The organism is Desulfovibrio sp. Fe33, from assembly GCF_028532725.1.
Taxonomy (GTDB): Bacteria; Desulfobacterota; Desulfovibrionia; order Desulfovibrionales; family Desulfovibrionaceae; genus Pseudodesulfovibrio.
This window is the reverse complement of the sequence record NZ_JAQKGU010000003.1, coordinates 370,787-383,886: the sequence shown is the minus strand read 5'-3', so window position 1 is coordinate 383,886 and position 13,100 is coordinate 370,787. Positions and strand designations below refer to the sequence as shown.

The following is a 13,100-nucleotide window of genomic DNA, read 5'->3' as shown; positions in this document are numbered from 1 at the left end:
CCGAACCCGGAAGTTAAGCCCTCCATCGCCGATGATACTGCATGGTAGCGTGTGGGAAAGTAGGTCGCCGCCAAGGAATATTTCAGCCCCCGGTCTTTTCGACCGGGGGCTTTTTCTTTTGGGGTTGTTCCGTTCACTGCCCGAAGGCGAAAGTCAGGCGTCGAAAGCCGCTTCGCGGCAATAACCCGATGATTTCGCCTCCGGCGGGCAAGGGCTCGCACCCTTGCATCCCCTGTATGCGCCTTCGGCGCGGGTTTTTCCTTGCTTCGCAGTGTCCTCTTGCCAACGTAGGGGAGTTAACTCGGGCCTGTTGCTTTGTCCTTTGTGCAACCTGGGACATGGGTAACACTTCTGCCCGGGAACATAGGTAACACTTTTACCGTTCCTGTTTTGGCTCCGGGGGCCTGATCAGGCCCCCGGAGCCGTCCCTTTTTCAAAGCCCCAGCAGGACCGATCCTGCGTAAACAATCAAGTCGCCGTTTTGATCTTCCAGCAGCCCTACCGAGCAACCGCGCAACCCCTGGTTGACGTATCGCCTTTTCCCGGCCCATAGGATTTCCCCGCTGCGTTTGACACGCCTGACAGCTTCGCCCTCATCATATTGAAAATCCGGGATGATAGGGGGAAAACTCCGAACAGATCTGACGTATCTGCTGGCGGGCACAGCCATGCCAAGCGCCTCGTGACCGCGCCTATGGTTGTAAATCCTGCGCCAGGAGCGCATGAGCCGTGTCTGCTGGCGCATGTTCCGGCCCTTGCGGAATTCTCGTTTCAAAGTGCGATGCATCCTTTCATGCGAGCCATTTTGCTGCGGCTTGCCGGGTTCGATAAACTCGACGTCAATGCCCAGCCGCAGCCAAAGCGCGCTCATCCGGGAAATTCCTCCGGCCCCGCGTCCGGCAAAGGGTGTTCCGTTGTCCACCCGAATGATCTCGGGAAGACCGAAACGACGGAACAAACGGTCAAATGATGCCCAGGTCGGGTCGAATGCGGGCCGCGAAAGAGGGATACAACCGATCATGAAACGGCTGTGCAGGTCCATGATTGTCAAAGGATAACAAATGGTTTTGTCCAACAGCCGGAACCAGCCCTTGTAATCCACGGTCCAGACATGGTTGGGATGGTCGGGGACGGTCAATTGCCCTGGCCATTGGCGGAACCAGGCGTTGCGTTTTCTTTTTTGCCGCGTCAGCCCTTCCTCTTTCAGGATGACGGCAATGGTGTTGGGAGAGGGGGCCTTGAAGCCCCTGGCCCGGAATTCTCCGGCGATCTTGCGGGGATCTTGGCCGGGATTCGCCTTGCGCAGGGCGACAATGGCCTCGCGCATTTCGATGGATGCTTTGTGCGGACACCGACGCGGTCCACGGCTCAGCGTACAAAATCCGTGCGCTGCGTGTTTGGCATCCGTTCAGCCATTTGTACTCCGTCTTCCGGCTGATTCCATACTTTCGGCATAGGGACACCTTCGGCTCACCCCGCAGTCTCGGCTCCACGACGACAGTCCGTCTTTTATCCATAGGTTTCAAATTGCTCCAGGGCATGTGCACCTCCAGGCTTCAATGCCTAAGGTATTACCCCTGTCCCCGGACTAATGTGTTCCCTATGTACCAGGGCTGTATCTTTAGGACTAATAATAGCAGGGCATTTACCCGTTTAGTCTTGGGGGGAGACACGTATGGCCAGTTTCGGTTGAGCGAGGGGATTGTTCTTGCCGGGGTTGTTCGGGTTTGAGATAGTGAGTTTGAGCCCGATTAAGCCATGAAGGAGGGGACGTGACGAAGTTGAAGGCCGTACCCAAGGTCATACCCATCCGGAATAAGGAAATCACCAAGGAGAAGCTGGTCAAGGCCGTGGGCAAGGTGCTGGCCGAAGTCGGTTTTCAACGGTTGGGCGTGAACTTGGTCGCCCGTGAAGCTGGCGTGGATAAGAAGCTGATTTATCGTTATTATCATGGGTTGGAAGGGCTTGTCGCCGAGTACGGCCGGACTGTCGAGTTCTGGCCAACCGCTGAAGAATTGCTCGGCGGCGACACTGAGCGCATTCGCGAAATGGCCCCCCATGAGATCATGTCCCAATTTTTCAAGCGGTATCTGCGGGCCATTCTGCGCAGGCCGCAGACGCTTGAAATATTGGCCTGGGAAGGAGTCGTGCGTAACGAACTGACCCGTGGATTGGAAGAGGTCCGGGTCAAGACCGCATTGGAATTTTTCGAGTTGATGCAGGCGGATCCGCCAGAGGAAGTCGATTTAACCGCATTGGTCATGATTTTGGCCGCTGCAGTCAATTCCCTTGCGGTCAGGTCGCGCATACATGACAGTCTGGGCGGCGTGGATGTCCGTTCCGAATCGGGCTGGAAGCGGATCGAAGATACTTTCGACTTGTTGCTTGAGCGGACGCTGCAAAGATGACAAAGGCCCAGGTTAACAACCTGGGCCTTTATGCCGACAAGCCTATTTCGTTTTGCCGCGCTTGGTCCAGAGCTTCATTTCCTTCATCTTCTTGCGGCGCTCGCGCTGCAGAGATTTGCACACCAGGGGCAGCTTTTTCTTATAGCCGTATTGCTCCCGGTATTCCTCGGGAGTCATGCCGTGTGTGGCCAGATGCTTCTTGGTAAGTACTTTGAAGGATTTGCCGCAGGCACAGCAGAGGATGGATTTTTCGCGGATGGCTTTTTGCGGATCCACGGCTGTGGGGGTTGCGCTGTCTACGGCTTCGCCTTCAGCGATGGCTTTAATACCGGCGGCCAGTTTCTGTACCATGGACGTAATTTCTTCTTCGGTCATGGTCCGTACGCTGGCCTGTGCCTTCACGATTTCCAACGCTTGCTGCAAATAGTCTTCCATGGGAATCTCCTTAGTTGTTCGGACCATCGGAAGAGGAGTGAAACCAAACATCGTTCCGCGTCCAATGTTGTAATGTAAAACTTTACCGCAACTAAATTCTATTAAACATATGCCGTTCTGTGTCAAGATATTATGATTCAGCATACTGCGAAGAGTAATTGATTTTTGAGTCAAGTTCGCGAAAAAAACACAGGGCCAGCCGTTTATTCTCTGCGGTCTTGATTCCTCAGGCTGGGTGAAGTATACGGCAAAGTGTTGAGACGTTATTATCGAATAAAGCACAATCAATGGAGAGAGGAATGAGTTCGGATGGTAATAAAATCCACAAGTTAGAGGCTGTGCACACCGAGAAGGGCTCCAATGATTCCGCTGAGGAGCAGCCCGTGGCTCCCTCCGCGGCCGCCAGCGCCACCAGTCGCGACATGAGCAAGGTGGCGGTCATTGTTTCCCTGCTCGTCGTTGTCCTGTTGGTAATTTTCTTTTTCGGAATGAATCGCAACATCGCCGGGCTGACCGAAGAAGTGAAGAGTCTTGGCGCACTGCGTCAGGACGTCAGCAAGCTGGATGAACGGATGTTGCAGATGGAGGAAGGACTCCCCGCACAGATGAAGCGGATGCTCGCTCACGACATGGTTAACGAGATGGCCATGAAGGCCGCTTATCTCGGCAATACGCTTGAGGACCAACCCCTGCGCGACAAGATGCAGGGGATCATGGAGTCTCTCAAGGAGGTCCGTGGGGAGTTGGAAAAGTAATTCCCGCCTCGGATAAGAATTGGAACGCAGGTGCGGCAATTAATTGCCGCACCTTTTTTTGGATTTTTTGTTGATCATAATTAATCAATGTTGACCGAAAATATATTGACATATTGGTAGTTTTTTGTTTTTGTCTAGTTGTTTGATTAGAAATGAACAACGTGGTTGCGAGATGGATAGAAAATTTATCAGTTTGCGCGAAGTCGGACGGCGGTTGGATATACCGCCTTCAACTGTCGTGTATTATAAGGATAAGTTTGAGAAATTTATCCCGTCAGAGGGGGGAGGCGGACGCCGGACACGGTATCCGGTCGAAGTCTTGGAAATCTTCAGGAGGATTCGAAAGATGTTCAACAACAATTGGTCCACTGAACAAATTGAGCAGCAGTTGGCCTTGAAATTCGGCGCATTGATGGACGATACACGGTTTGATCAATCTGTTGAACAAACCGTGTCCTCGCGTACCGTTCAGGAGCTTGCGGGGGTGCTGTCCGAAATGGCCGACCTGTTGAATGATCAGTCGCTGTTCCGAAGCGAAATCCGTTCCCTGAGAGACGAGGTGGCGGCCTTGCGCGCGGAGCGTGAGGCGGAGGCCATCAGGCGGGAGGAGGCTGTCCGTTCGTTGCGGGAGGAGATCACTGCGCTCAAGCGCAGGCTGTCGGGTCGAGAGCGCGGCGGGGCTATCGATTTTCCCTCTTCCGAATTTTTGTCCAGCCCGCTGGTTATCGCTTCCGGTGGCGAATATCTTGGGGTGCAGGGCAAGGGGCGCAAGCATTTTTCGCTTGAGGATTTCGTTCAGCTCATCGAGCGCAAGGAGTCGGATGCCGTGGCGGTTGAAACGTCTTGGACACGGCAGGACGATCATTGGGTGCTTGGTGTGTGCACTCAGGATTCCGTCACCGGAAAAGAGCAGAATATCCTGTTGGTGGCGAGGAGGACGGTCACGCCGAGTCGAAATACTGTTACGGAGATTATTCGGCTCAATATCGACGGCAACGATGCTCCAGATGCGCTTTTGCTGACGTTGTTCCGCCAGTTGAAGGCTGTTTTCACCGGGTAACAATCGTAATTGTTTTAATCTTCTTCTAGAAAAACTCTTGATTGATTCGGTCGTTTCAATTATATAGCTACTGCCGAATATATTGTCAGGCACCAAGTTTCGCCGGTTCATTTGGAGGAGACGGTATGCCCCAGGTCGCTGCAAGAATTACTCATGATCAGGAAAAGTGGCTCAAGGACTATTTCAAGACCAAGAGCGCCGGAGCCGAGTTCATCCTGCCTTGGGCCGTCGACGTTTTCTTCAAGTCCATCCGCAATGTATCCAGCGATTTTTCCATTGCCGAGCTCAAGACCATTCTGGAATCACACCGTGAAGTGAAGCTGCTGCCCAACCAGTCCAAGCAGGCGTACCTGCTGCTTCGGGTCGAGGAGGCGTGCGACGAGCACAGCGTTCACATTCAGCATGGGGCGAGCAAGAGCAACCTAGAGGTCAAGCTCCGCCGCCTGACCGATCTCCAGGCCACCGCCCTGATGATTTGGGCTACAGCCTTCTGGGTCAGCAAGGCCTGGAACGGCGTTTCGGTCGAAGACTACGTCAAGCTGTCCTGCGGTTGATCGGCGGCTTCGGGCCGCTTTTTTTTGCGATTGTCGGTATGAGGGTGGTTGCACCCGCCGATGATCGTTGTTTTTTTGGAGGTTGAACCATGGAAAGACTTCCCTGTGTCCTGACCATCGCCGGTTCCGATTCCGGCGGCGGGGCCGGCATTCAGGCCGACCTTAAGGCCATCACCGTGCTTGGCGGTTTCGGCGCGAGCGTCATTACGGCGCTGACCGCCCAGAATACCGCTGCGGTGACCGGCATCCATGCCCCGTCGGCCAAGTTCGTGGCCTTGCAGCTCAAGACCGTGCTTGACGATATCCGGGTGGATGCGGCCAAGACGGGGATGCTTTTTTCCGCTCCGATCATCGAGGCCGTGGCCGCAGGCCTGGCGAACAAAAATTTCCCCCTGGTGGTTGATCCGGTCTGCGTGGCCACTTCGGGAGGCAAGCTTTTGCAGGACGACGCGGTGGAGGCCATGGTGGAACGGATGTTCCCTCTGGCGGACCTGCTTACCCCGAACATGCCCGAGGCCGAGTTATTTACGGGCATGAAGATAAAGGACAGGGAGGATGTCTTCCTGGCCGGTAAGCTGCTTCTCAAGATGGGGCCGAAAGCGGTGCTTATCAAGGGAGGACACGCCGACTCTCTGGCCGTGACCGACTGGTTCATGCGCCCTGGAGCCGAACCGATTCCCTTCATGCAGCAGCGGGTCGACACGGATTGCACCCATGGCACCGGCTGCACCCTGTCCGCGTCCATCGCCACCGGGCTGGCCCGGGGGCTGGACATGGAGGCGGCAATCCTGCGCGCCCAGGAATATTTGAACCTGGCCTTGCGGGCCGGGTATAGGCTGGGTGAAGGGGGCGGCCCGCCCAATCACCTCGCGCCGTGGATAAAAGAGCGCGCCAAGGAAGGGGCTCTTGCCGTGGTTGATGAAATTGGAAGGCGGCTTGCGATTGTTCCCGGGGTCGAGGCCTTGCTGCCGCGCGGCCGGACCAATGTGGCTGTGGCTGTGCCCTTTGCAGACTCCATTCGCGATGTGGCCGGATTTTCCGGCGGGTTCATTGCCCTGGCGCGTGGCGGGGTGGAAGTGGTGGGCTATCCCGAGTTCGGAACGAATGAACGTTCAGCGGCTTTGCTGCTGTCCGCCCGGAGGGTGCGGCCCGAGGTCCAATGTGCCATGATGCTGCGCGGCGGCGCGGCTGTTCGCCAAGTCTTTGCAAAGCTTGACATAGAGGTCACTTGGATGGATTGGGAAGGGCGGCCCGAGTATGTCGGCGACGAAGGTTGTGGGTTTGAAGAGTGGGGCGGTCTGGAAGCCCTCAAGTCGCATCCGGCGCCGGGGAATGTCCGGGCGTTGGGTGATCCGGGCGGCATGGGCCGAGAGCCGGTCATCCATTTGCTGGCCGAAAATGCGGACGAATTGCTGGCCGTTTTGCGCAGAATTGTCGACCAACTGGTCGGAAACGCCGATGAAGTGTAGATTTCCGTCACAGCGACGCCCCTATAGGTTGACATATGCGCGAGAGCTTGCTTAAACAGCACGTTCTTTTTGCGGGCGTGGCGGAATTGGTAAACGCGCCAGATTTAGGATCTGGTACCTCACGGTTTGGGGGTTCGAGTCCCTCCGCCCGCACCACAAAATGCCATATTTACGCGCCTGCCCAGGCGTTTGAGGAGGATACGTCTCATGGAATACAATGTTGAAGAACTTTCCCCGGTGAAACGCAAGATCACCGTGGAGGTCCCTGCCGAAGAGGTCAACGCCGCTCTCTCCGCCACTGTGGCTCTGTATCGTATGCAGGCCGACGTCAAGGGCTTCCGCAAGGGCAAGGTGCCGTCCTCGGTCGTCGAGTCCAAGTACCGCAAGCAGGTCTATGGCGAAGCCACTACCGATCTGATCAACTACCAGATCAACGAAATTTTGAGCGGTCTGTCCCTGCAACCCATGTCCCGCATCGATGTGGATGCCGAGGAACTGGTTCGGGACGAGGATTTCAGCTACTCCATCGAGTTCGAGGTCGCGCCCAAGCTCGACCTGCCCAAGTACAAGGGCCTTGAGGTCGAGGAAGTGGAAGTTGAAGTCTCCGACGACGAGGTCGCCGAGGTCGAGGAGCGCATTCTCGAAAACAACGCCGAGGTGAAGGTTATCGAAGACGTTCGTCCTCCGAAGGACGGCGAGGTCGCCTCCGTCAGCTTTGGCGCTTACCAGGACGGCCAGATCGTCGAGGGCATCCAGGCCGAGAACTTCGACCTGGTCCTGGGCCAGAACCAGGCCCTGCCTGAGTTCGAGGACCTCATCAAGACCCTGGCTCCCGGCGAAGCCGGCGAGACGGACATCACCTTCCCGGCCGACTTCATCAATGAGAATCTGGCTGGCCGGACCGTGACCATGAAGGCCAAGCTGCACGCGGTCAAGGAGCGCATCAAGCCCGAGATGACCGACGAAGTGGCCAAGAAGGCCGGATTCAAGGATGTTGAGACCATGCGCAAGGGTATCCGCGAGTCCTACGCCTCCCAGCGCAAGCAGATGAGCAAGTCCGCCGCCCAGAGCGAGCTGCTGACTTCCATCATCGACGGCATCGACGAATTTCCGCTGCCGCCCGCCATGGTCGAGGATCGTATCGATCGTCTGCTGAAGGACCTGGAATACCGCCTGGACCGCCAGGGCAAAGGCTTCCAGTCTCTGGGCAAGACGCCCGAAGAGCTGCGTGAGGGCTTCCGCACCGAGGCCGAAGGCTCGGTGAAGACGGAGATCCTGCTGCTGGCCGTCGCCGCCGAGGAAGGCCTGGAAATCTCCCCCGAGGAGATCGACGCCACCCTGTCCCATCTGGCCATGCAGTCCCGCCAGCCCCTGCACGAGCTGAAGAAGTACTACGAGGACAACAACCTCATCGTTCCTCTCAAGGATCGTCTGCTCTGCGACAAGGCTTCCGAACTGATTTACGATTCCGCCGAGGTCAAGCTGATCGCTCCGCCCGCCGCGGGCGCAGCCGCCAAGGACGAGACCGCTTCCGAGTCCGATACGGACGGCGCGGCGAAGTCCGGCGGCATCCAGTTCAAGGACAAGGCCGAGGCTGTCGACTGGGCCGTGAACATCTTGGGCATCAAGGAGTCCACCGCCAAGAGCTATTCCCTGTCCAAGCTCCAGGAGCGTGCCGACAAGTACGAAGCCGAACAGGCTTAGGCTTTCGGAAACGAAACAAGACGAGCGGCGGTCCGGGAACTTCCGGGCCGCCGTTTTTTTCAGCCGCTCTTGACCTTGCCTCGCGGATGCCTATTTGGTTCCGTGAGCGTGGGAAGTTTCCCCTTGTCCTCACAGGGGAAATATCTCATACTGAATGTCGTAAAACTGAGTGGATACGGGCCTTGATCGCCCGTTTCGGGGCAGCCGGAGAACAATGTTTTCCGTCCGTCTTCCGATAAACCGCCCAATATCCTTCAAGGAGACATACATGGTCGCCATTCCGATGGTCATCGAAACAACCGGCCGCACCGAACGTGCGTACGATATTTATTCCCGGCTTCTCAAAGACCGGATCATTCTGCTCGGCAGCGCCATCGACGATCACGTGGCCAGCCTCATTTGCGCCCAGCTCCTTTTCCTGGAGTCCGAAGACCCGGAAAAGGAAATCTATATGTACATCAACTCGCCGGGCGGCGTCGTGACCGCAGGCATGGCCATTTACGATACCATGCAGTACATTTCCGCACCCGTGGCCACCCTGTGCCTCGGTCAGGCGGCCAGCATGGGTTCGCTGCTGCTTGCGGCGGGAGCGAAGGGGATGCGCTACGCATTGCCGCACAGCCGCATCCTGATCCATCAGCCGCTGGGCGGCGCGCAGGGCCAGGCGTCGGATATCTCCATCCACGCCAAGGAGATTCTGCGCATGAAGGACGAGCTGAACGGTATTCTTGCCCACCACACCGGGCAGTCTCTGGAGAAGATCACCGCGGACACGGACCGCGATTATTTCATGTCGTCCGAGGAAGCCCTCGAATACGGACTCATCGACAAGGTCATGACGTCCAGGGCCGACGTGGACGAAAGCATTAAGGGTTAAACGTCATGACGACCGAAAAGAAGAACAATTCACCGGATCTGTGCTGCTCGTTCTGCCGCAAGACGCAGGCGAAGGTGCAGCGGCTCATCGCCGGGCCGGACGTATACATCTGCGACGAGTGCGTCGCCCTGTGCAATGACATCATGGCTCAGGAGACCATCAGCGAGGAATTCGAGGATGGTCGGCTGCTTCCTCCGCAGGAGATCAAGGACCTGCTGGATCAGTATGTCATCGGGCAGGACCAGGCCAAGAAGATCCTGGCCGTTGCCGTGCATAACCACTACAAGCGCGTGTTGTACGCCGCGGCCAATACGGCTTCCGACGATGTCGAGATAGACAAGTCCAACATCCTGCTCATCGGGCCTACCGGATCGGGCAAGACGTTGCTGGCCCAGACCTTGGCCAGGGTGCTCAAGGTGCCGTTCGCCATTGCCGACGCCACCACGCTGACCGAAGCCGGTTACGTGGGCGAGGATGTGGAGAACATTCTCGTGCAGTTGCTCCAGAACGCCGACTACGATATCGACGCGGCTTCCCGGGGCATCATCTACATCGATGAGATCGACAAAGTCGCCCGGAAGGGCGATTCCCCGTCCATCACCCGCGACGTGTCGGGCGAGGGCGTTCAACAGGCCCTGCTCAAGATCATCGAGGGCACCGAGGCGAACATCCCGCCCAAGGGAGGGCGCAAGCACCCCCAGCAGGAGTTCATCCGCATGGATACCTCGAACATCCTGTTCATCCTCGGCGGCGCGTTCATCGGTCTGGACAAGATCGTGCAGCAGCGCAGACAGGGCTCCGGCATGGGCTTCGGCGCCAAGGTCGAGGCCAAGAAGGAAATGGGCTTGGGTGAGCTTTTCGCCATGGCCGAGCCCATGGATCTCATCAAGTTCGGCCTGATTCCCGAGTTCGTGGGCCGTATCCCGGTGCAGACCGCCTTGGAGGAGCTGACCGAGGACGACCTGGTGCGCATCCTGACCGAGCCCAAGAATGCGCTCATCAAGCAGTACAGAAAGCTGTTCGAGCTGGACAAGGTGGAATTGACCTTCACCGAGAATGCGCTGCGGGCCATCGCCAAGAAGGCCATCGAGCGCAAAACCGGCGCGCGCGGCCTGCGCAACGTGCTGGAAAAGACCATGCTCGACATCATGTACAAGCTTCCGGCCATGCCCGACGTGCGCGAGTGCGTGATCAACACGGCCGTGGTCGAGAAGGACATGGATCCGCTGCTGATGTATCATCAGGAAGTGAAGTCCGCATAGGACGCCTTGGATTGACATTCCGCCCGCGGGCCTTACTTTCACTGCATCGGCGGTATCCCCCATTTCGGGGGCGTACGCCTTATTTTAACCCTCGGAGGAATTAATGCCGACATTCAGTTTCGACGGCAAGAAATCCCCTGATGCCATGACCCTCCCGATGATGTCGTTGAGGGAAGTGGTTATGTTTCCGAAATCCATCGTCCCGCTTTTCGTGGGACGTGAGGCCTCCATCAAGGCCATAGAGACCGCGGTAGCAGACTTCGGCAAGCAGATATTCCTGGTCACTCAAAAGAGCCCGGAAAAGGAACACCCCGAAGCGGGCGACCTGTATCGGGTTGGTACGGTCAGCAAGATTCTGCAGATGCTTCGTCTGCCCGACGGCACCATCAAGGTGTTGTTCGAGGGCGTGTCCCGCGCTGAGTGGGACCCGGAAATCGACATGATCCCTTACGCCGAAGAGGAGGGCGACTACCCCAAGGCCCGGTTCCGGACCCTGGATGAAGCCGGTGTGGATTCTGCCGAAGCCAACGCGCTTATTCGCGTGGTCCAGGATTCCCTGGAGGAATTCGGCAAGGTCAACAAGAAGGTGGCTCCCGAGGCCATTCTGGCCATGTCCACCATCAAGGACGCGGGCCAGCTCGCCGACCAGATCATGCCGCACCTCAAGATCGATTTCTCGCGGAAGCAGGAGATTCTTGAAGAGCTCGACCCCAATCGTCGTCTGGAGCGCGTTTATGAGCTCCTGCTCGGCGAGATCGAGATCGTCTCCATCGAGAAGCGCGTCAAGGGACGCGTCAAGGAGCAGATGGAGAAGAACCAGCGGGAGTATTATCTCAACGAGCAGGTCAAGGCCATCAACAAGGAGATGGGCCGCGACGACGATCCCCAGGCCGAGGCGCAGGAGCTGGAGGCACAGCTTGACGCCAAGCCCATGTCCGAGGAAAACCGCGAGCGGGTCCGCAAGGAAATCAAGAAGATGCGGACCATGCAGTCGTCCAGTGCGGAGTACACCGTGGTCCGCAACTATATCGACTGGGTACTCGACCTGCCTTGGGACAACCTCAAGGACGACAGGGATGTGGACATCTCCAAGGCCCGGGCCATCCTCGACGAGGACCACTATGGCCTGGAAAAGCCCAAGGAGCGCATTCTCGAATATCTGGCCGTGCAGACCTTGGTGGAGACCATGAAAGGTCCCATCCTCTGTTTTGTCGGCCCTCCTGGCGTGGGCAAGACTTCCATCGCCCGTTCCATCGCCCGCTCCATGGATCGCGAGTTCCTTCGCCTGTCCCTGGGCGGAGTGCGGGACGAGGCCGAGATTCGCGGCCATCGCCGGACCTACGTCGGAGCCATGCCCGGCAAGATCATTCAGTCGCTGAAGCGGGTGAAGTTCAACAACCCGGTCATCTGCCTGGACGAAGTGGACAAGATGTCCGCCGACTTCCGCGGCGATCCGTCCGCGGCCCTGCTCGAAGTGCTGGACCCGGAGCAGAACTACGCATTCAACGATCACTATCTGGATTTGGATTACGATCTGTCCAAGGTGTTCTTCATCACCACGGCCAATAATCTGGAAGGCATTCCGTTGCCGTTGCAGGACCGCATGGAGATCATCCGGCTGCCCGGCTACCTGGAAACCGAGAAGATGGAGATCGCCAAGGGCTTCCTTTTGCCCAAGCAGATCAAGCAGCACGGCCTCGACCCTGAGAATCTCAAGGTCTCGGACAATGCCGTCCTGGATGTGATCCGTTACTACACGAAGGAAGCGGGCGTTCGTAATCTGGAGCGCGAGATCGCCTCCATCTGCCGCAAGACCGCCATGAAGATCGTGGAGTCCCACGAGCGCGACAAGTCCGTCACCATCTCCAAGCAGAGTCTGCAGAAGATGCTTGGCGTGACCAAGTATACATACGGCGAGCGTGAGGAAGAGTCTCAGGTGGGCGTGTGCAACGGCCTTGCCTGGACGCAGCTCGGCGGCGAGATGCTTCTGGTGGAAGTTGTGCTCATGCCCGGAAAGGGCAAAGTGGAGATCACCGGCAAGCTCGGCGACGTGATGAAGGAATCCGCGAAAGCGGCCGTGTCCTACATCCGGTCCCGGTCCGACCTGTTGGGGCTCAAGCCCGACTTCTACAGGCTGGTGGACATCCACATCCACGTGCCTGACGGCGCCACGCCCAAGGACGGCCCGTCCGCAGGCATCACCCTGACTACGGCGCTTGTCTCCGCGCTGCTGAACATCCCGGTGCGTCACGATCTGGCCATGACCGGCGAGATCACCTTGCGCGGCCGCATCCTGCCTATCGGCGGGCTTCGCGAGAAGCTTCTGGCGGCTCACCGAGGTCTCATCAAGACCGTGCTCATTCCCGCGGAGAACGAGAAAAACTTGCAGGACGTGCCTAAGGAAATCCTCAAGGACCTGGAAGTGATCCCGGTCAAGACCATGGATCAGGTCATCGACAAGGCCCTGAAAGGGAGTTCCCGGAACGTTTGGGTTCGCAACCATGGCGAAGCGCCGGTAGCGGCCGGGCTCCTCAAGGAGGAGTTCCAGCGGCCCGCCCGCCAGTAAGTTCCCCATT

At 57.6% G+C, this 13,100-nt stretch carries 11 protein-coding genes, 1 tRNA gene and 1 rRNA gene; 11 read left to right on the top strand and 2 right to left on the bottom strand.

Annotated elements, in window-relative coordinates:
- Positions 1–76 (top strand): 5S ribosomal RNA (rrf, locus tag PSN43_RS15970); the annotation flags it as partial.
- 357 nt (positions 77–433) lie between these two features.
- Here the strand turns inward: rrf and PSN43_RS06985 are convergent.
- Entirely contained in the window at positions 434–1,327 is an 894-nt protein-coding gene (locus PSN43_RS06985; protein ID WP_272700002.1) for an integrase core domain-containing protein, read from the bottom strand.
- A gap of 445 nt (positions 1,328–1,772) precedes the next feature.
- On the opposite strand from PSN43_RS06985, the gene PSN43_RS06980 reads away from it, so the two are divergent.
- Positions 1,773–2,408 (top strand): TetR/AcrR family transcriptional regulator, encoded by a 636-nt coding sequence (locus PSN43_RS06980; RefSeq protein WP_272700001.1) that lies wholly within the window; start codon positions 1,773–1,775, stop codon positions 2,406–2,408.
- Positions 2,409–2,450: 42 nt separating this feature from the next.
- On the opposite strand, the gene PSN43_RS06975 is transcribed toward PSN43_RS06980, so the two are convergent.
- Entirely contained in the window at positions 2,451–2,843 is a 393-nt protein-coding gene (locus PSN43_RS06975; protein WP_272700000.1) for a MucR family transcriptional regulator, read from the bottom strand.
- A gap of 299 nt (positions 2,844–3,142) precedes the next feature.
- Here PSN43_RS06975 and PSN43_RS06970 point away from each other — a divergent pair, with 299 nt between their 5' ends.
- The 9 genes from PSN43_RS06970 to lon all read left to right on the top strand — a co-directional run bounded on the left by PSN43_RS06970 (position 3,143) and on the right by lon (position 13,090).
- The gene (locus PSN43_RS06970) at positions 3,143–3,598 is read left to right on the top strand and encodes a hypothetical protein (RefSeq protein WP_272699999.1); all 456 of its coding nucleotides are present in this window, start codon (positions 3,143–3,145) and stop codon (positions 3,596–3,598) included.
- Positions 3,599–3,770: 172 nt separating this feature from the next.
- Positions 3,771–4,658 carry a MerR family transcriptional regulator gene (locus PSN43_RS06965; protein WP_272700011.1) on the top strand — a complete coding sequence of 296 codons (888 nt, stop codon included), beginning with the start codon at positions 3,771–3,773 and terminating at the stop codon, positions 4,656–4,658.
- 125 nt (positions 4,659–4,783) lie between these two features.
- Positions 4,784–5,212: a hypothetical protein gene (locus PSN43_RS06960; RefSeq protein WP_272699998.1), complete on the top strand. Its 429-nt coding sequence runs from the start codon at positions 4,784–4,786 to the stop codon at positions 5,210–5,212.
- 89 nt (positions 5,213–5,301) lie between these two features.
- Entirely contained in the window at positions 5,302–6,681 is a 1,380-nt protein-coding gene (gene thiD / locus PSN43_RS06955; protein WP_272699997.1) for a bifunctional hydroxymethylpyrimidine kinase/phosphomethylpyrimidine kinase, read from the top strand.
- Positions 6,682–6,752: 71 nt separating this feature from the next.
- Positions 6,753–6,837, top strand: a tRNA-Leu gene (locus tag PSN43_RS06950).
- A gap of 51 nt (positions 6,838–6,888) precedes the next feature.
- Complete coding sequence (gene tig / locus PSN43_RS06945; RefSeq protein WP_272699996.1) at positions 6,889–8,385, top strand: trigger factor; 1,497 nt, start codon at positions 6,889–6,891, stop codon at positions 8,383–8,385.
- 268 nt (positions 8,386–8,653) lie between these two features.
- Positions 8,654–9,262 (top strand): ATP-dependent Clp endopeptidase proteolytic subunit ClpP, encoded by a 609-nt coding sequence (clpP, locus tag PSN43_RS06940; RefSeq protein ID WP_272699995.1) that lies wholly within the window; start codon positions 8,654–8,656, stop codon positions 9,260–9,262.
- Between the two features lie 5 nt (positions 9,263–9,267).
- Positions 9,268–10,524, top strand: a complete 1,257-nt coding sequence (gene clpX / locus PSN43_RS06935) for an ATP-dependent Clp protease ATP-binding subunit ClpX (protein WP_272699994.1) — start codon at positions 9,268–9,270, stop codon at positions 10,522–10,524.
- Between the two features lie 103 nt (positions 10,525–10,627).
- On the top strand, positions 10,628–13,090 hold the full coding sequence (gene lon, locus PSN43_RS06930; protein WP_272699993.1) for an endopeptidase La: 2,463 nt from the start codon (positions 10,628–10,630) through the stop codon (positions 13,088–13,090).
- Positions 13,091–13,100 lie beyond the last annotated feature (10 nt).

Bases quoted from the DNA above. Each gene is read 5' to 3' on its own strand.
- PSN43_RS06985 (WP_272700002.1), bottom strand. From the start codon at position 1,327: ATGCGCGAGGCCATTGTCGCCCTGCGCAAGGCGAATCCCGGCCAAGAT.
- PSN43_RS06975 (WP_272700000.1), bottom strand. From the start codon at position 2,843: ATGGAAGACTATTTGCAGCAAGCGTTGGAAATCGTGAAGGCACAGGCC.
- PSN43_RS06970 (WP_272699999.1), top strand. From the start codon at position 3,143: ATGAGTTCGGATGGTAATAAAATCCACAAGTTAGAGGCTGTGCACACC.
- PSN43_RS06965 (WP_272700011.1), top strand. From the start codon at position 3,771: ATGGATAGAAAATTTATCAGTTTGCGCGAAGTCGGACGGCGGTTGGAT.
- PSN43_RS06960 (WP_272699998.1), top strand. From the start codon at position 4,784: ATGCCCCAGGTCGCTGCAAGAATTACTCATGATCAGGAAAAGTGGCTC.
- thiD (WP_272699997.1), top strand. From the start codon at position 5,302: ATGGAAAGACTTCCCTGTGTCCTGACCATCGCCGGTTCCGATTCCGGC.
- tig (WP_272699996.1), top strand. From the start codon at position 6,889: ATGGAATACAATGTTGAAGAACTTTCCCCGGTGAAACGCAAGATCACC.
- clpP (WP_272699995.1), top strand. From the start codon at position 8,654: ATGGTCGCCATTCCGATGGTCATCGAAACAACCGGCCGCACCGAACGT.
- clpX (WP_272699994.1), top strand. From the start codon at position 9,268: ATGACGACCGAAAAGAAGAACAATTCACCGGATCTGTGCTGCTCGTTC.
- lon (WP_272699993.1), top strand. From the start codon at position 10,628: ATGCCGACATTCAGTTTCGACGGCAAGAAATCCCCTGATGCCATGACC.